This is a genomic window from Prevotella sp. P6B1, from assembly GCF_000702825.1.
Lineage (GTDB): Bacteria > Bacteroidota > Bacteroidia > Bacteroidales > Bacteroidaceae > Prevotella.
On the sequence record NZ_JNKF01000010.1, the window covers coordinates 227876 to 248541 of the forward strand.

General features: G+C 46.3%; 10 protein-coding genes. 6 read left to right on the forward strand and 4 right to left on the reverse strand.

The window, feature by feature from the left end; genetic code table 11:
- Positions 1-168: 168 nt before the first annotated feature.
- From T495_RS0101935 to T495_RS0101960, 6 genes are all read left to right on the forward strand, one after another.
- Complete coding sequence (locus tag T495_RS0101935; protein WP_231495045.1) at positions 169-3384, forward strand: TonB-dependent receptor; 3216 nt, start codon at positions 169-171, stop codon at positions 3382-3384.
- Positions 3385-3397: 13 nt separating this feature from the next.
- Positions 3398-5428, forward strand: a complete 2031-nt coding sequence (locus tag T495_RS0101940) for a RagB/SusD family nutrient uptake outer membrane protein (protein ID WP_033147394.1) — start codon at positions 3398-3400, stop codon at positions 5426-5428.
- A 158-nt stretch (positions 5429-5586) separates the two neighbouring features.
- Positions 5587-6702 (forward strand): glycoside hydrolase family 88 protein, encoded by a 1116-nt coding sequence (locus T495_RS0101945; RefSeq protein WP_033147395.1) that lies wholly within the window; start codon positions 5587-5589, stop codon positions 6700-6702.
- Positions 6699-8444: a heparinase II/III family protein gene (locus T495_RS0101950; protein ID WP_033147396.1), complete on the forward strand. Its 1746-nt coding sequence runs from the start codon at positions 6699-6701 to the stop codon at positions 8442-8444. Before T495_RS0101945 ends, T495_RS0101950 begins: the two co-directional genes overlap by 4 nt.
- A complete protein-coding gene (locus T495_RS0101955; RefSeq protein ID WP_033147397.1) occupies positions 8441-9616 on the forward strand; it encodes a DUF4861 family protein in 1176 nt (391 codons plus the stop codon). The genes T495_RS0101950 and T495_RS0101955 overlap by 4 nt, the downstream gene beginning before the upstream one ends.
- On the forward strand, positions 9613-10875 hold the full coding sequence (locus T495_RS0101960; protein WP_033147398.1) for a DUF2264 domain-containing protein: 1263 nt from the start codon (positions 9613-9615) through the stop codon (positions 10873-10875). The genes T495_RS0101955 and T495_RS0101960 overlap by 4 nt, the downstream gene beginning before the upstream one ends.
- Before the next feature lie 90 nt (positions 10876-10965).
- Here T495_RS0101960 and T495_RS0101965 read toward each other — a convergent pair whose 3' ends face one another.
- From T495_RS0101965 to T495_RS0101980, 4 genes are all read right to left on the reverse strand, one after another.
- Positions 10966-12933, reverse strand: a complete 1968-nt coding sequence (locus tag T495_RS0101965) for a RagB/SusD family nutrient uptake outer membrane protein (protein ID WP_051651801.1) — start codon at positions 12931-12933, stop codon at positions 10966-10968.
- A gap of 24 nt (positions 12934-12957) precedes the next feature.
- Positions 12958-16011: a SusC/RagA family TonB-linked outer membrane protein gene (locus T495_RS0101970; RefSeq protein WP_369793223.1), complete on the reverse strand. Its 3054-nt coding sequence runs from the start codon at positions 16009-16011 to the stop codon at positions 12958-12960.
- Positions 16012-16179: 168 nt separating this feature from the next.
- Positions 16180-20034, reverse strand: coding sequence for a two-component regulator propeller domain-containing protein (locus T495_RS0101975; RefSeq protein WP_033147399.1), 3855 nt, complete (start codon positions 20032-20034; stop codon positions 16180-16182).
- Between the two features lie 31 nt (positions 20035-20065).
- A complete protein-coding gene (locus T495_RS0101980) occupies positions 20066-20662 on the reverse strand; it encodes a WbqC family protein (protein ID WP_028902824.1) in 597 nt (198 codons plus the stop codon).
- Positions 20663-20666 lie beyond the last annotated feature (4 nt).

Here is a 20666-nt window from a genome sequence, read left to right on the forward strand (position 1 = left end):
ATTTTTCCCCTTGATTTACATCAACCGCCGTATCTTTGCAGCCAAAAAATCTTTCAAGGAACTTCTATCAATTTTATTAATTAATAACTAAAGAAAACTTAAATGAAGTATGCTAATTTAACAAATCCATCCCGCAAACTATGTTTTGCGATGGCGTTGGCAGCTGGAATGATTTCATTCCCAATACCAGCTATGGCAGAACCTGCAGTTCAAGCTACGCAGCAAAGCGGAGTTGTGAAAGGTCAGGTGACAGACAAGAGTGGTGAGCCAGTTATTGGTGCGACCATTAAAGTAAAAAACATCGAAAATGTTGGTACAGTTACCGATTTCGATGGTAAATTCGAACTTAAATCCGCTCCTGGCAGTGGTACACTGGTGGTATCTTACATCGGTTTCAAAACCAAAGAAGTTACCTACAGAGGAGGCCAGCCACTTAACATTACCATCGAAGAAGATGCTGAGACCCTTCAAGAGGTAGTAGTAGTTGGTTATGGTACCATGCGCAAGAAAGACCTGACTGGCTCTGTAGTACAGATTGACCCCAGCAAACTTGCTGACCAGAACCCTAGTAGTGTACAGGATCTGCTGCGCGGAACACCTGGTCTGCAGATTGGCTTCGATTCATCAGCAAAAGGTTCTGGCGCCAGCATCCAGCTGCGTGGACAGAACTCTCTTTACACATCAGGTTCGCACAACTCTCCATTGATTATTCTCGACGGCATGCAGTTCGCAGGTGAGCTCTCAGAAATCAACCCTGACGACATTGAGCAGATCGACGTTCTGAAAGATGCTTCTTCAGCAGCTATCTACGGTGCTAAGGCCGCCAGCGGTGTTATCATCATCTCAACCAAGAAAGGTAAGCAGGGCAAGCCTATTATTAATGTAAGCATGAACCTGGCAGCAAACTCAAAGGCAGCCTATCGCGATGTTTTCAGCGCCAGCGAATATATGACCTACCGAGAGGACTGGTATAAGGGACAGACCTACGGCTATCGTGAAGATGGTACATGGGGCTATTATGGTAAAGACAGCGGCATACCTGCTGGCTACTATGATAATGTGAACAACATCGGCCAGTATGGTATCTCGCAGGAGCAGTGGGCCAGCACCGGTCCAAAAACACAGCAGGCAGGCGAAAGTATGCTGAGCCTCTATGCACGTCGTATGGGATTTGACGCTGATGCTGCCCTCGTTATGGAGAACTTCCTGGCTGGTAAGACTTACAACTGGGAGGATGCTACCTTCCGTACAGGTTTCAATCAGGATTACAATGCCAGCATCTCGGGTGCAACAGATAATGTTAACTACTACTTAGGTTTTGGTTATCTGAAGAATCAGGGTGCCATTCAAGGTGATGACTACCATGCTTATCGCGCTAACATGAAATTGAACGCCAAGATAACAAATTGGCTCGAAGTAGGTGCTAACGTAAATTTCCAGGATCGTAGCGATGAATCACAGGCTGTGCCTCTGGGCAGCAATTATTGGGATGACAACCAGTTGCGCGAGTCGCCTTACGCTTCACGTTACGATGCTGATGGCAACGAAATCCAGTATCCTCGTACAGGCAACCCTACAAATGGTGGTTACAACTACCACTTCCAGCAGCAATACATCGGACTGGAGAAGGGTTATACCGTACTGAACACAATTTTCAATGCAAAGGTTACCTTGCCATTCGGCATTACCTACCAATTTAATATTGCTCCACGCTATCAGTGGTTCTACGATCGCTATTGGATGTCAGCCGAGTTACCAAATAGCGACCCCGCTACACGTGGTGTGAACCGCAATTCTTCAAAGACCTTCAACTGGAACCTGAACAACACTTTGACATGGGATCGCACTTTTGCCAAGCTGCATCATGTCACAGTGACCCTGGCTCAGGAGGCTGAGGAAAACCGTTATTGGAGTGATAACATCTCTGCCCGTAACATTACACCAACTGACGTACTCAGCTACCACTATATCTCTGGCGCCAACAAGGAGCAGAGTTCATTCTCAACCAATGATACTCACTACACAGCTTCAGCATATCTGGGTCGTGTATTCTATGGATTCATGGATCGCTACATGCTGACTGCTACTGTACGTCGTGACGGTTATTCTGCATTCGGACAGAACAATCCTTGGGCAAACTTCTGGTCATTAGGTGCCAGTTGGGTACTCTCTGAGGAGAAGTTCGCACAGGATTGGAAGTGGCTCGATATGGCTAAGCTGCGTCTGAGCTATGGTACTAATGGTAACCGCTCGCTTGCTGATACATATCTGGCTCTCTCTAACTTGGCTAACCGTGGTCTCTATGCTTACTATAAGTACGGTTCAACCTCACAGGAGGTGCTCAATGCCCTGAGCGTAGACCGCCTTGGTAACCCCAATCTGGAATGGGAGAAGACTTCGTCATGGAACTTCGGTATTGACTTCGCTGTCCTTAACAAGCGCCTCTCCGGTAGCATCGATATCTACCACAAGAAGACCCACGACATGATTATGTCACAGCGTCTGCCAAACTTCACTGGTTTCAGCAGCATCACTACTAACCTTGGCGAGGTTACCAACACTGGTTTTGAAATTACGCTGAACAGCAAAAATATCGAAACAAAGGACTTCAAGTGGGGTACCTCTCTCGGATTCTCATATAATAAGAATAAGATTAAGCACCTGTACTATGAATACGACGAGGATGGTAAGGAGATGGACGATACCAGTAACGGTTGGTTCATTGGAAAGCCTATCGGCGAAATCTGGTACTGGAAGACCGACGGCATCTGGCAGGTCAACGAGGCTGAACAGGCTGCACTTGTAAACCAGAAGCCTGGTGATCCTAAGGTTGTAAATGTTTATACCGAAGACGATAAGATTCTGGCTGACGGCACACGCGTACCTGTTTATAACGACAAAGACCGTGTTTACCAAGGCACTACCCAGCCACCAATCTACTGGAATATGCGTAATGACTTCCAGTATAAGGATTTCACATTCTCTTTCTCAATGTACAGCTACATGGGTCATAAGAGCCGCGCTGGCTACTGGTTGAATGGCGACAACTCTGGTTCTATGTTTACACAGACTTGTAATACTTACAAGAAAGAATACTGGACACCAGAAAACCCAACCAACGACTACGCACGCTTGAATGCCGTAGGTCCTTCAGGAGTGACCGGTATTGAGAAGGTGTACAATCGCAGTTTTGTACGTCTTGACAATATCACACTCGGCTATACCATCCCACGCGACATTACAAATAAGTGGGGTATCCAGCGTGTACATGTAACTGCTGGTATCCACAATGCATTCACAATCGACAGTTGGGAGTATGGCGATCCTGAAACAGGAGGTTTTGCCAACCGTCAGTTCCAATTCGGTCTTAATGTAACACTTTAAAATGTAGAATCGTATGAAAATCAAAAAGAACAATATACTCCGCGGAGGACTCATGTTAGCCCTTGCGGGAACCATGGTAGGATGTTCGGACGGCTTCCTGGAGCAAGATCCACTGTCATTCTATGAGCCGGCAACTACCTATAGCACAGAGGCTGGTCTGCAAGCAGCTCTGGCACAATGCGACAAACAGTTGAAAACCTATCGTATCGATGGTAACTGGAACAACGTTGGTATCTTTACCAACTACCTGATGTCGGATGTTGGTATGTATGCAAAGACCGATATGGGTGGTGGTTTCCAAGACAACTTTGATGCCAAACTCACACCAACTTCTGGTATGGCAAGTGGTGGCGATGCCAACTACATGCAGCGTTTCTGGGATCAGGGATTCAGCATGGTAAAATACGCCAATACTATCCTCTCCTCCATCGATCAAGTAAAAGGTTTGGATGACGCTACTCGCGATGCCTATAAAGGACGTGCATACTTCCATCGTGCTTATGCCTACTACAATCTGGCTTTGCAGTTCGGCGATATTCCTTTGATAACAAAACTGATTAGTGTGCCCAAGCGCAATTATACATCTGCCAGCAAAGAAGCCATCTTCAAGATGCTGGTTCACGATCTGGAGTTCGCTGTAAGCCACGTTCCATCACAGGCAAATATGAAATATGTCGGTCAGGTCAATCAAGAGGCATGTATGCACTTGCTTGTTAAGTGCTATCTGACTGTTGGCGAATATGCCAAAGCTGAGGCTGTAGCCACAGATTTGATCAATAACCATGGATTGAAGCTGATGACCGATAATTTCGGAACTTGGCAGCCGTCAGGCGCAGAGGAAACCTGGAAGGTTACCCGTAATGTTGTGTGGGATTTGCACCGTACACCAAATATTGCCGACCCTGCCAACAAGGAGACAATCATGATGATCTCTAACTCTAACGACCAGGACTTTACAACTTACAATGTAATGCGTGCCTGTTTTGCTCACTGGAGCAATGGTATCATCCGCGATCCTCATGGATTAGGAGGCCCTGGCAAAAACATTGCCCGTAACAACTGGGAATATAATGCAGAACTCGACTGGGTGCGTGCTGCTGGACGTGGTATTGCCGTGAACCGCACATCATATTTCTACAACAAGACTATATGGATGTACGATGGAGAATATGACTGGCAGGACCTACGCCACAACCGTGAAGTAGGTAACTGGATGGAAATGGAAGACTTCAAATACAACAATAAGAGTTCAGACTGCTATGGCCAGAACTATCAGTTGTATGCCACAGAAGATTATACTGATCCTTCAGATCCCTCGAAGGTTTTGGTACACAAGGGCGACATTCTGTGCTCAGATACTATCCGTAGTTGGTATCCAACACCACTTTACCAGCTCTACATCCTTGATACACCTAATGAAAACAATGATGGTGCCAACCAGTTCCAAGGAGCATCGGGAAAGGGAGCTAATGGCGATATGTATCTGTTCCGTTTGGCAGAGACTTACTTGCTGCGTGCCGAAGCTCGTCTCTATCAAAAGAATGCAACGGGGGCTGCAGAGGATGTAAATGCCATCCGTAAGCGTGCCAACGCTAAGAAGATGTACACCACAGTAAACATCGGTGATATCATGGCAGAACGTGCCCGTGAATTGTATCTTGAGGAGTTCCGTCAGGCTGAGATGGTACGCGTCAGCTGGTGTCTGGCTCGTAGCGGTGTAGCCGATGAATGGGGTAACACCTACGATCTCAACACATGGGACAAGCAGGAAGGTACCGATCTGAATGGCGGAAGCTACTGGTATCGCCGCTGCACCACCTATAATGTATTCAACCACGACTACGGAAAAGGTCAGCAGGGCAACCAGACATTTGAGTACAAGATCAATAAGCACAATCTATTCTGGCCAGTTCCAAACTCTGCTATCACAGCAAACAACAAGGGACAGCTCCGTCAGAACTTTGGCTACGATGGCTATAGCGAAACGATTCCCATGTGGACTGACTGGGAGGAAGCCGTAGCTGATGAGGAGTCTGCTAATTAATCTATAGTTCATACATAATTAGGTTATAAGTTAGTATTTCTAAGGTGGAGGGGCGGTCTATTTAGTCTTAGACTGCCCCTTTTATTAAGAATTAACTTATTGATTCGCGTTTTTTATGAAGATATTCGTATCTTTGCAACGAAACTAAGACAAACGAAATGAGAAAGTTATTATTATTAGCGTGTTTGCTGAGTATAACTGCTATTCATGCACGACACTGGACAGCCAATGAGGTGAAGGATGTCATCCGGCAGGTAAACACCTACTGGCAGACAAACAATCCCGCTGAGGTCCGTTCCTTCTGGGACAATGCCGCCTACCATACAGGAAATATGGAGGTATATAAACTGCTGAAAGATCAGCAGATGCTGGACTATAGCATACGCTGGGCAGAACATAACCAGTGGAAAGGCGCCACTGAGCCCAATCCTGCCAACTGGAAATATAAGAATTATGGCGAAGGACAGGACTATGTACTCTTTGGCGACTGGCAGATATGCTTCCAGACCTATATCGATCTTTATAACCTGGCACCCGATGAGAAAAAAGTGGCACGCGCCAAAGAGGTGATGGGCTATGAGGCCAACTCTAAGGCGAACGACTATTGGTGGTGGGCCGATGCCCTCTACATGGTAATGCCCGCGCTGACTAAGATGTATAAGCTCACCGGCGATACAAAATACCTGCGCAAGCTCTATGATAACATTTGCTATAGCGACAGTATCATGCTCGACAAGGAAACAGGAATTTACTTCCGTGACGGCCGATATGTATATCCAAAACACAAGACCGAGGCAGGTAAAAAGGATTTCTGGGCGCGTGGTGATGGTTGGGTGCTGGCCGGACTGGCCAAAGTGCTGCAGGACATGCCAGAATCGTACGTACGCCAGCCTTTCTTCGTCGAAAAATATGTCAATTTGGCCCGTGGCGTCAAGAGACTTCAGCAACCCGAAGGATACTGGACCCGTTCGATGATGGATCCCCAACAGGCACCTGGTTACGAAACCAGCGGTACAGCTTTCTTCTGCTATGGTTTGCTGTGGGGCGTTAATCATGGTTATCTCTCAAAAAAAGAATTCGGAGCAACCATTGAGAAAGCCTGGAACTATCTGACAACCATCGCACTACAGAGAGATGGAAAGGTTGGCTACGTACAGCCTATTGGCGATCGTGCCATCCCTGGTCAGGTCATCAACGCCAACTCTCAGGCCAACTTCGGCGTGGGTGCCTTCTTGTTAGCTGCATGTGAATACGTAAGATATATTGAACGATGAATCTGTTATTGACGATAACCCTCAGTTTAGCCAGTCTGCTACCACAGGCTGAAGATGCCTTTTGGCGCGACTCCATCCCGCAAGAGATGAAACAGAGCTATATAGCATATGGCGAACAGTACCTGGGCAAAGCATGGACAGCCCTACCATGGACTGTGTTTGCAGAGAACAAGATAACTGGCAATCGCGTGAACTACGAGGGCATCTGCTTTGAGAAACGTCGTCATCTGGCAGCACTCGTTATGGCAGAGATTGTAGAAGGAAAAAAACGATTTACTTCCGATATCATCAATGGTATCGGAAGTTTCTGCGAAGAAACCTGGTGGGGTATCCCTGCCCACTATGGTAAACGAATCCCGCTGCAAGAACTCCAAGAGGTAGACCTCTTTAACGCCGAGACTGCCAGCCTCATCGTCTGGACCAGATATATGCTCGAAAAACAGTTGAACAACTTCTCGCCCGACATCTGTAAACGTATAGACCAAGAGATAGAAAACCGGATTCTGAAACCTGCACTTACCAAAGATTACTGGTGGAAGACTGCCGGCATGAACTGGAACCCATGGATATGCAGTAACTGGCTGGCTTGTGTGCTTATCTGCGAAAAGAACGAGGACCGTAAGGCCGAAGCCATCACCCAAATAGAAAAAGCCACTCAGGCTTTTATCGATGCCTATCCCGAGGATGGCGGTTGCGACGAAGGTCCTGGCTATTGGGACAGAGCAGCAGCCTCGATGTTCGAGGTGCTGAGGCTGCTACCTGACGGCTCATGTTTTGACGCCTCAGCTGATAAAATCAGAAAGATGGCTACCTATACCTATAAAACCTATATCGGTCATGACTACTGCGTGAACTTTGCCGATGCACACGAGAACAAAGCTGTGCAACAGGTCAACATTGTCTATCCATTCGGCTATTGGCTCAACGACAAGACGATGAGGGAGTTTGGAGCCTATCTGGGTAGAACTAAGCAAGTGCTGACCCAGCCTGCCAAGCTCTACGACAAGAGCGGGAACTTTCCTACATTGGGGCGCGAGCTGTTTTTCTTACGGGATATTCGTCATTTCATTGCAGAAAAACCTCAGGAGCCATTAATTAAGGACGCATGGTTGCCTAATCTACAAATCATGACCGCGCGACGTGGTGGCCTTTTTACGGCATTTAAAGGCGGACATAATGGTGAGAGTCATAATCATAACGATGTGGGCTCGTTTGTGGTTTATGCGGATGGCGAACCTTTGTTTATTGATCCAGGTGTAGGCGAATATACAGCCAAGACATTCAGCAACAGACGCTATGAGATTTGGACTATGCAGTCAGGCTACCACAATCTACCTCAGATTAACGGCATCGACCAGAAGGACGGTAAGGATTTTGCTGCCAGAGTCATTAGCCACAAAGATGGTCAGCTGACGCTTGACATCGCAGGCGCATACCCCGCAGAAGCAAAGGTTAAGACATGGAAGCGAACTATATCTGCGATGAAATCAGGTATTATTGTCACAGAGGACTTCGAACTTAACGAAACCACCGCTCCCACCCGTCTGATGCTGATAACCACCAATCGTCATGCATTGAAACATATCAGCTATAACGCCAATCAGCTGGAAGCCTCTATCGAGGATATCAGCAAACAACTCGATCCACTGCTGCAAGGCATGTGGGGACAAGAGATGTATCGCATCGTGCTCACGGTGAAATCATCGAAAACTAAACAACAAATCAGATATTGTATCAAATGAAAAAACTACTCATTACATTCATGCTGACCACACTGGGACTAAGTGCTCACGCTCAGCAAATCACGCTCTCTGTATCCAACCCTACCGACCATCAACGCCAGGAGGTGGTTGAAGCGAATCTACAAACAGTTCAAAACCTATTAGGCATCACCGCTCAAGAGTCGTTCGTCATCAAGAACGGATTCGGACAGGAGCAAGCCTATCAGAAATCGTACGATGGTAAGTTATTGCTGTACGTATCTGTTTTACCCAAGAGTAAAGCAGAATTCACAATTGTCAAGGGCTCTCCGTCAGCGTACAAATCGTTTGTTTTCGGAAAAGCTTATCCTGAACGCATCGATGATTTCGCTTGGGAAAACGATCGCTCAGCCTATCGTGTGTACGGCCCCGCCTTACAGCGCAACGGTGAGAAATCGTTTGGAACTGACGTATGGACTAAAAGTACACAGGAATTAGTAGTAGATAAGCGCTACAAACTACACCTATGGGGTGTGGGACAGCGAGACTCGCTGAAGAAAGCAGGTCACCCCAAGGAGGGCAACGCCATCTATATTGCCAGCTCGTTCCACCACGACCACGGCGATGGACTCGATGTTTATTCCGTTGGACCCAGTTTAGGTTGCGGTGCGCCAGCACTGATGAAAAACGGCGAACTGGTATTCCCCTATTGTTATAAAGACTATAAGATACTCGACAACGGCCCCATCCGCTTCACTGTAGAGCTTACCTACCATCCCAACAGCGACGGCGTTACAGAGCACAGATTAATCAGTTTGGACCGAGGCTCGCATTATAATAAGATAACGGTTTGGTACGATGGCATCAAACAACCTACAGCATGGGCATCGGGTGTTGTCATGAATGGCGACGGTCAACTGGCAATGGGACAGGACTATGTGCTTTATGCCGACCCTACCGACAACCCCAAGGTTAATCAATCACAGATATACGTCGGCACCTTATTTCCTGATGGTGTTGATGAAACTACTATGCTGAAAGGTAATAAGAGCCATGGCATAGGTATTGTCCGCAAATACAAGGGACTGCCATATACTTATTATTTCGGTTCGGCATGGAGTAACTACGATGTCAAGACTTTCGCAGAGTGGCAACTCCTGAGCAACAACTATCTGAAGAATATCAATAATCCACTAATAACAGTCATACAATGAAAAGAATAACAACCCTGTTGGTATTTGGACTTCTATTAGCCATACCAACGCAAGCCAAAAAGACAAAGACCACAGAACAGAATGACCGCCAATACTGGTGCTCGTTAGCTTACAAGATGGCTCAGCCCGTACTGGAGAATATGGCCAAAGGCGAACTGCAGAAGAACATGAAAACAGAATTCTCGCCATCATTCGATAATCGCGACCGTTCAGTAGTCTATATGGAGACCTTCGGACGCCTGATGGCAGGCATTGCTCCTTGGTTATCGCTGCCTGATGACAATACTGCTGAAGGCATACAGCGTCGTCAGCTACGCCAATGGGCTTTAGCAGCGTACAAAAACGCCGTTGACCCCACCTCGCCCGATTATCTCTGTTGGGGTAAGGCAGGTCAGAACTTAGTTGATGCGGCCTATATAGCCGAGTCATTCCTGCGTGCTTGGGACAACCTATGGCAACCACTCGACGAGATTACCAAGCAGCGTTACATCAAAGAGTTCCAAGCCCTACGAAAGATTGATCCACCTTATACCAACTGGTTCCTGTTCTCATCTACCATCGAGAGCCTATTGGCAAAGGCTGGTGCTCAGTACGATGAGTTTCGCGTAAACACCGCCTGCCGTAAGGTTGAAGAGTGGTACGTGGGCGATGGTTGGTATGCCGATGGACCTGTGTTTGCCTTTGACTACTATAGTAGCTATGTGTTCCATGCCATGTATCTTGAGACATTGCAGGCCATGGTCGATGCCAAAGCCAACACACGTATCGACTATCAGAAGTATTACGACCGCGCCTTGAAGCGTGCACAGAAGTTTGCTATCATCCTTGAGCGATTCATCTCGCCAGAGGGCACCTTCCCCGTGATAGGGCGTTCTATCCCCTACCGCACAGCAGCTATGCAGACTCTGGCCTTGATAGCCTGGTATCAGAAGCTGCCTAAGGAACTGAGTAACGGACAGGTTCGCGCTGCCCTTACCAAGGTGCATCACCGTATGTTCGACTATCAGCAGAACTTTAACGATGCCGGTTATCTTACTATCGGCTTCTGTGGCTCGCAGCCCGAAGTAGCCGACTGGTACACCAACAATGGTTCGCTTTATCTCACAAGCCTCAGCCTGATGCCTCTGGGTTTGCCAGCCAATCATCCGTTCTGGACTGATGCCCCCCAGCCTTGGACACAGGTAAAAGCCTGGAATGGTCAGTCTTTCCCCAAGGATCATCGTTGGAGTGATGACATTCGTACCCACGATAAGTGGTAAGCAATTCCAGTTATCCTTACTAAATACAGAAAGAAAAAACGGACCGCCCAATTGGACGGTCCGTTCGCAAATAAACTAACTAATCAATATTTAATCTCTGTATGCAGGGTTCTGATAAGCAATCTTCTCTTCATCACTCATCTCCATACCCTCAAGCTGGTCCTGTGGAATAGGTCGGATATAGTAACCTGCAGGAATTTCGCGCTTAACTGTTTGCAGATCCTTATCGGTGTAACCAGCACCAGCGATACGGTATGTACCAGCACGCTCAGCCCACTTCTGGGTACGAACAAGGTCAAACCAACGGTATCCCTCACCCCAGAACTCACGGCTACGCTCATCAAGAATGAAGTCTATAGTGATAGTGGCAGGAGTTGCAGCAACCATTTCTGCACTCTTATCAATAGAAACAGCAACATTGTCATTCTGATTGAAAGTCTGCTTACCAGCACGGGCACGGAGCACGTTAACCAGTGTCTTTGCATCATCGTTCTTGCCAATCTTAACAGCAGCCTCAGCAGCAATCAAATAGAACTCAGAGAACTTAGCAATGTTCCAAGGACGTGGGCTACCACCATTAACCTTTGAACCAAGACCTCCATCATTATCTGTGCGATAGATACCAATCTTCCAGTTGATGGGGTACTTCTTGCGACTGATGTGGTTAACAGCTACAACAAAGTCAGCACGGCCAGGCATTTCTCCGAAACCAAGCTTGTCATCAGCACCTGTATAGTTGATGTTTTCATCCTCGCTTTCAGGAATCCAACTGAAGTAAACATCATTTGGATAGACCTTCTCACCATTGGCACCATATACAAATGCATCGCTACCTCCTGCCTTATGCCAGTTGGTGTGATAACGCAGTGTGAAAGTTGCATCATAACGAGAGTCGATAGCCTTTACAGCATCTTCCCATACACCACCTTCCATGAAGTTGTCGGCGATAGGAGCCATACGTGTCCAAGGACGTCCAAGAGCCTGAACAGCCTCACGCTGAACGGGGTTGATATAAACAGTTTCACCCTTATCATTCTTTCTATCGGTCTTTGCAATCATTTCTGTATAGTTCCAGGTCTCCATCCAGTAAGCAAAGTTCTCAGGTGAGCCACCATTACCCCAGCCGTAACCAGCACCACCGTTACCAAACTTCTCATTCTCATTGTGATCAGCATAGAGCATAATCTCTGAGTTACGGTCGTTGGTAGCTACATTAACATCATAGAATGTGGGCTGCAATCCATAAGGGCCAGGATTGTCGATAGCCGCCTTGGCCATATCGAAAGCTTTCTGGAAGTAGCTCTGAGCCTGACCAGCGTCGCGGCTGCACTCAGGATAGGTAGGAATATTGTTTGGATTTTCCAACCACCATGCGTATGTCAGGTAAGCTTTTGAAAGGTACAAACGAGCCAGATTCTTGGTTGCAGAACCTGTAAGACGAGGATTATCAGGCAGATCAGACAGAGCCTTCTCCAGGTCACTGAAGATAACCTTATAAACCTCAGGAACAGTGTTACGTACAGAAGTACGAACAGTTGTTGTATTGAATTTCAGTTCGCCAGCACCCAGATCAAGGGGCACACCACCATAGGTCTGCACCAGGATAAAGTAGTCGAATGCACGGAAGAAATAAGCCTCAGCGAGCAGTGCATCGTCGATACCTGCAGCTGCACCATTCTCAATGATACCATTACAGGTATTGATATTTGCAAACAATGTGCCCCAAGCACCACCAGCAACAGTGCTGGTAGAAGTAACAGAACCTACACCAGAAAGGTCGGCATCCTTAAAGTTGCCATCGGCCGACTGGGCGTATGTATATTCATCGGTACCTGTCTCCAGTGTGTTCAGATAATAACCATTGCCATAGAAATAGCGCAGGTGAGCGTAGAGCGATGTCAGACCGCCCTCAATACCCGTCTTCGTTGTGAAGAATGATGGGTCGAAAGTGCTGCGTGGCTGCTCATCGAGCACTTCACTACAAGAGGTGAATGTTGTGGAAAGACCACAGCAAACCAAACCCGCAGCGAGAATAAATTTTATACTTTTAGTTTTCATAACTCTTTATTCTTTAATGATTCATTAGAATGTTACGTTTACTCCAAAGAGGAAGTTGCGGGTTGCAGGTGTGTTATAACCCACAATCGGCATCTTGTGCTTGCCAGAATATTCGCTATAGCCAACAGCAGTGTTCTGGTTAGCCCAAGAGTTGGTCTCAGGATCAAGGCCGCTCTCATTATTGAATGGTGAGAAGAGAACGAATGGATTCTGAACAGTAGCATAGAGGCGCAGACGGCTGATGCCGAGATCCTTAATAGCCTTCAGTTTGTCGAAGTTGTAACCAAGAGTGATGGCACGGATCTTCAGATAGCCAGCATCGAAATAGCCAAGAGTAGAACCGAACTTGGGGTTATCACCATCCTGAATACCACCTGGTTTGGGGTATTTGGCACCTGTATTCTCCTCAGTCCAGTAATCAACGTCAAGGTTGTTACGACGACCTGTCAGCATATTGAGGTAACCATTTGAAGAGTGGATAGCAGAAATCAACTTACCACCTACCTGGAACGCACCGATTACAGTCAGGTCGAAGTTCTTATAACCAACTGTAGTATTGAAACCTCCCATCAGTTTTGGTTCCATGCTGATGATCTGACGATCCTCTGGACCGATCTGACGAGTAGGAATGCCGTTTGCGTCATAGTCGCCAGTATACTTCACCTTAATCATTCCCACATTTCCACCTTTTACCAGAGCCTCGAGATTGGTCTTGCCATCAGGACCTTTAACGATATCACTCTCGTTCCACAGACCTTCATACTCATAGTCGTAGATAACATCGATTGGATAGCCAACGAACCAACGATTGCTCTCATCACGATCCTGACCAGAAGCCAGAGATGTCAACTTGTTACGGTTAGCGTAGAGGTTGATACCGGCATCCCAGCTCCATCCATTCTTGTTATCAATGATGATGCCATTAAGAGTTAACTCCCAACCTTTATTCTCAGTCTTACCAATGTTACCAGTATAGCTGCTTACGCCAGAAGTTGAAGGCATAGTTACATCGAGCAGGATGTCATTTGTTTTCTGAACATAGTATTCGAACGAACCTGACAGACGACCATTGAACAAAGAGAAGTCGAGACCGAAGTTCCATGTCTTAGAATACTCCCATCCAAGATCCACATTAGGCAGAGATGATACATAATATCCAGCCTTATAGGTGTCACCAAAGTTATAGTTACGGATTGAAAGGGTACCCAAGGTTGAATATGGGTTAATAGACTGGTTTGAAGTCTCACCGTAACCTACACGCAGTTTCAAGTTGTCAATCCAAGTAAGATTCTCCATGAACTGCTCACGAGAAATGTTCCAACCGGCACTTACTGCAGGATAGGTGTGCCATTGATGGCCCTTAGCCAGACGTGAAGATGCATCAGAACGGAGGGCTGCAGAAAGCATATACTTATTATCATAAGAGTACATCACACGACCCATCCAAGAGATAAGACCACTCTGCCAGTAACTATAGTTGTTCAGGTTAACTTCGCCTGTAGCGTACGACAGATTATAATACTGCATGTAGTCGGCAGGAATCTCCTGAGCCGAAGCACCTGTAGACTCATATGTAGTCTGCTCGGCAGAATACATAGCTACAACATTCAGGTTGTGCTTCTCAGCAAAGGTTCTATCAAAGGTCAACAGATGCTCAACAGCCCAGTTACGAGTCTGATTCTCTGAGATACTACCACTGTTAACAGCATTTGCATCCTTATTATTGACACCAGTACCAGTGAAGCTGCCACCCTTAGAGCTACGGAAGTTCAGACCTACATTTACACGATAGTTCAGTCCCTCTATCCATGGGCACTTAACCTCTGCAAACAACGTATTGTAAGAACCGATACCTTTGTTTTCGCTCAACCATACATCCTTATCGCGCTCAACAGTCTCTTTGGTTACAACAACCTGATCATCTGCAGGCAGAGTGTTGTAACGCTTCAGATTACCATTCTCATCGTAAGGACTTGAAAGTGGAGATGCGCTAAGTACATTATACATATTGTTTACACCCTGAGTCTTGCGATAGCTGTTATTGGTGCTTAAACCGAAACGGAAGTACTTTCCAACAGTCTGGTCGAAGTTACCACGAACAGAGATACGGTCGTAACCCTCAGTAGGGAGAACTGATTCATCGTGATAGTAACCTGCACCAAAGCTGTAGCTACCACCATTGGTACCACCAGCTACGCTGAGATCATGATTATGGCTTACACCTGTCTTGTAATACAGATCCTGCCAGTCGGTATTAGTATTCTCGTTCTCATCGAGTGAGTTCTTATACTTACCAGCATACTGACGGAACTTGTTGAACGTAGGACCATCCATCATAGGATACTTATGGAAAACCTTCTTAAAGCTTACATAGCCATTATAGGTAACCTTTGCAGGGGTACCCTGAGCACCCTTAACGGTTGTGATGATGATAACACCATTTGCACCACGAGAACCATAGATAGCGGTAGCAGAGGCATCCTTCAGGATATCCATCGACTTGATGTCGGCTGGATTGATATCTGAAAGCTGACCCATGAATGGAATACCATCGAGCACAATCAGGGGGTCGTTACTTGCACTCAGTGAGCGCTGACCACGGATACGGATCTGCATTTCATCACCAGGTTTAGAACCTGTCTGTGTCATCAGCACACCAGCTACACGACCCTGCAGAGCCTGAGCAGCGTTGGTTGCAGCAATCTGGTTCAGTTTCTCACCACCGATGTTGGCTACAGAACCCGTAACGGCCTCACGACGCTGGGTACCATAACCGATAACAACCACCTCGTTAACGATGTGACCGTCTTCCTTCAGATTAATCTTCAGGTTATCGCCGGCCTTGATTTCCTGCGATACATAGCCAACATAAGACACTACAAGCGTAGCACCTGGCTTAACATTAAGAGTGAAGAAGCCATTGAAATCGGTAACAGTACCATTGCTGGTACCTTTCTCCTTGACCGTGGCACCAATCAGTGGACCCTGTGTGTCGGATACATAACCGGTTGCCTGCTTCGTTTGCTGAACGGAAGCTACTGATTCGGTAGCTGCCGAAGCCTGCTGTGCGGTGACCATGCTAAAGAAGCACAATCCTGCAACTAAGGCTGTTTTCTTTGCTTTGAAACTCATACGTTTGGTTTGTTAGTTAATAATTAATTTGAACGATAAAAAAATCTGCCGCAAAGATAGGCAGATTCTTTTTTAGGGGCTTTAACGTATGTTTCGTTTCATTTCATTTTTGTATCAACCTTGATTTTTAGGCCCTTTTTGCTCCATATACTCAGTGGGGGAAAGACCAAACTGTTTGCGGAATACCGTTGAAAAGTGAGCCAGATTACTGAATCCTACGGTGTAGGCCACTTGTGTAACGTTGATTTTCTGCTCCTCCAAGAGACGCGCAGCTTGCTCTAAACGGATGTTTCTGACAAACTCGCTAACCGACAATCCTGTCATCTCCTTCATTTTACGGTGTAGCTGAGCACGACTGACGCCAACCTCTCTACTCAACATCTCGACACTGAAATCGCTATCGTCCAAATGTTCATTCACCACCTTCATGATACGTTCCATCAGCACCTCGTCGTTTCCTTTCACCTGTACCTCTTCCACCTTATCCTTCTGCTGCTGGGAACCTGAGTATTTACCTTTTAATCGGAGATTTTTACTAATCAGGTTGTTTATCACCATGTGAAGTTCTTCCATATCGAATGGTTTAGCCAAGAATGCATCAGCTCCTTTCTCCAAACCTTCCAAACGATTGGCTACGGCAGCCTTCGAGGTGAGCATGACAACAGGGATATGATTGATATTCATATTGGTCTTAATCAAACGCAAAAGCGTAAAGCCATCCATCTCTGGCATCATGACATCGCTTACAACCAGATCGAACTGCCTTTCTGCTTCAACACCTAACAGTATTCGGAGTGCATCGCGGCCACTGGTAACAGGTGTGATATGATAATAAGCACCAAGTTCTTGAGAGATATAGTTACCAATCTCTTCATCATCGTCGACAATCATGACCCGATAATTGGTTTGTGCTCTCTGTCGGGTTGTTTTTTCTGTCTCTTCAACTATCAGCATCTCTTCTTTCTTCAGATGCTCGTAGCCTAATGGTAAACGTACTGTAAAGACACTTCCTTGATCGTCAATGCGAGCAGCAGCCTCAATAGTGCCATGATGCATCTCCACCATCATCTTACAGAGATTCAGTCCAATGCCAGTGCCTTCTATATGCATACTTCGAGAGCTGTCACCCTGATAGAATCTATCGAACAGTCTGGTAGGGTCGCCTTTGATACCCATACCATTATCTATCACTTGCAGTACAGCAGTTGTTCCATGCTCTTCAGATACACGCACCTCAATCTCTCCTCTGTCAAAAGTATACTTGAAGGCATTAGACAGCAGATTATCAATTACCTTATCAATGGCCTTACGGTCGAACCACACATTGAGTTTATCAAGTGTGGGTGTATAGCGGAAGGTGATATCACGTTCCTTGGCAGTGTACTCATACGATTTCAACAGATTGCCAACATACTGCACCATATCCGTCTCCTGACATTGTAGCGTCATCTGCTGTTTGTCCAGTTTACGAATGTCGAGTATCTGAGTCACCAAGTTCTGTACACGCTGGGCATTATGCTCAATCGTTTTCAGATCGTTCTTCACATCTGGATCGAAATCGCGCTTCATCAACTTATGTAGCGGACTCATAATCAGTGTTAGCGGTGAGCGGATATCATGAGTAGCATTAATCAGGAACTTCATTTTCTCCTCATCCAGTTCTTGCCTACGACGGCGTAGATAGTTCCATACTAATGCTCCGAGTAATCCTATAACACCTAATATATAAATAAGGTACGCCCATGAAGAACGATACCAAGGGGCATGCACAATGATATGATACACCTCAACATCTGTATAGATACCGTTATCGTATGCCCTGACTTCAAGGATATATGAACCAGGCTGCATATGCGTAAACGACACCGTATTGCGGCCGGCATCCGTCTGTCCCCAGTCATGTGTGCCGTTTAAGCGGTATTCATAGATAACGTTTTCAGCATTGGCAAAGTTTAACGACGAAAACTCTAAAGAGAAAGTATTATCGATGAAATCGAGTTCGATATGTTTACTGCTTGGACGTGCCACACCACCTACATAGATGCCAGTGAGATGTACTTGTCCGATATCAGAATGAACCCGCTTAAGTGCTTCTGGACGAAAAGATGTGATGCCGTCGCTGAATCCGAACCAGATTCTGCCATCGACAGTACGCATATTCACACCACCCACGTATTCGCGACTGGCCAGACCATTGCCATACAGATAGCCCACGAACTGACGATCGGCAGTCTTGTACTGCCATAGTCCCATTGTGGTACTGATCCACAGGTCGCCCAAGAAATCCTCAACGATACCAACAACCACCTTATCGCTCATACACTTTTCGGCAGTGAAGGGTTTAGTCTGTTTCTCTTTTTCGTCGTAGATATAGAGTCCCGTATTCGTTCCAAAAAGCAACTGATGGTTACTTGTTTCACAAACCGATTCCACAGAATTATAGTCGAGGAGAACCTCCCAACCGTTTGAACGGAAGCTGTCTTCCATCGGATCGTAACAGTTGATGCCTGAAGAGGTACATATCCAGAGCTTACCCCTGCTATCCATCATCAACTTTTTTATCCAGTCGTTGTGTAAGCGCCCCTTCGGACCATCACCGTCATACATACTAAAATGCCTCTGCTCACCAGTGTTCGTATCAAGCAGGAAGAAACCTAAAGAATAGACAGAGAAAAACAGCCTTCCCTTGCCATCGTCGGTAATGGTATTAACAAAACCACTCTTGAATGACGACTTCAACTGTGACTGTCCGGTATAAGGATTATAGGCATAAAGTCCCGCATTGGTACCGATCCAATATTGTCCCAATCCATCGCGATAAATCAGATAGGTACCTTCTGGCGATTGAGGATGAGCAACGATACGCCCCTGTGCATCAAAGCCAAAAACACCATTATTCTGGACAGCACACCAGGTCATGCCATTATCGCCTGCACAAATAGACGTCAGCGAACCACCCGTGCTAATATGCTGATCAACAAACCGCCACGAACGGAAAGGCGACTGCTGCTGAGGAATCAGCAACAGGCCACGATTCTGACAGCCCACCCATAGGTTTTCCTGCTTATCCTGAAACAGAGCCCAGATGGTAGCAGTGTTCAAGTCCATCGAAGCCGTCTGATGGTCATAACGCTTCATCCTGCTCTCTCCCCGAGGCACCCACCACAAGCCGTTACCCATGGTTCCTATAAACAGATTCCCGTTTTTATCACACTTAGCAGTACGTAACAGCAGATCCTTGCCACGCAACTCACCTGGATCGATAAAGTCGGTCATCATTTTTCCATCCCGATAGTATAATAAACCGTGATTACAAACAATCAGCACCCCACCCTGATAACCAACGAATCCTGTCACCATACCATAAGGCGACATGAATTCCTCGAGTCTGCCTTTGGGCGAACGCCGAATAATGGAATTACCATGTCCTGATTTCCAGAAATAGCCTTTATTATCGATATAGATGTAGCTAAAGTAGTGGTTGTCCGCTTTAGCATAGCCTTCAAGCATCTTGGTGGAATTATCGCGTGTATCCAATCGGAACAATCCATAACCGGCAGTTCCAACCAGCAGATGATGGGCATCTTCCTGAACAATTGAATTGATTCTCGGTACACTGGTAGCCCCTTTCATCTCAACAGATTCAAAACGATTCTCATTCGGAATATAACGGTTCAGACCCAGCTGAGTTCCCACCCAGAGTGTACCGTCAGCATCTTCAAACAGATAAGAGATGACATTGCTGTTAATGGTATTCTTATTACCGCTCTCATGCAGATAATTGGTAAAACGATAACCATCATACTTATTCAGGCCATACTCTGTTCCAATCCAGATATAACCTTCCTGATCCTGACATATCTGAGTAATCTGGTTGCTCGACAGTTTCTCTGAGGTGTAGAAATGCGATTGGGCATGAACTGTCCAGGCAATAATGGTGGTTATAGTTAGAAGTAATTGACGTTTCATTAGTTTTGGTTTTAAGTTTCCATACCAATTGTTATAAATAGAATATACTCTCAGGTCCCATATTGAACAACAGATCTAAGACTGACAGATTCGGCAGGAATCCATGCTTAGCAGCATAAACCTGATAATAGGGTTTAGCCACAAAGTCTGGATCGGGTACCGGGTGTTTAGGGTTGATCATATCACGATAATCGCATACTGCAACATGAGCATAACTCTCCGTCATCGACACATGCGGACGTATATCGATGAGTTCACACATCTTGCTGCAGATAGCCTCATTGAAATCCTGAAGATAATCCCAACGTTTCTCAAAGAACGGATGGATATCATCCTGATAATACTCAAAGAAGGGCGATTCGCCATAAGCACTCTGCAAAGCCATCCAGTGCAGATGACGCCAGTTGCCATGATCGCTGATGCGGATGTCCTTGATAAGTGGTGAGTTACTACGCTCAACAGGTACCGTCAATGCCTGAACACCATTAGTTGTCGCTATCAGGCAACGATTGCGATAGGTTTGCTTTTGGAAGCTCTCCCATTGTTCTATCAGTACATCGTCAGCCCGATGCAGTTTCTGATACCACTGCACCGGGCCGAAGTAGGTTGTACTGAGCAAAACCTGCATAGGT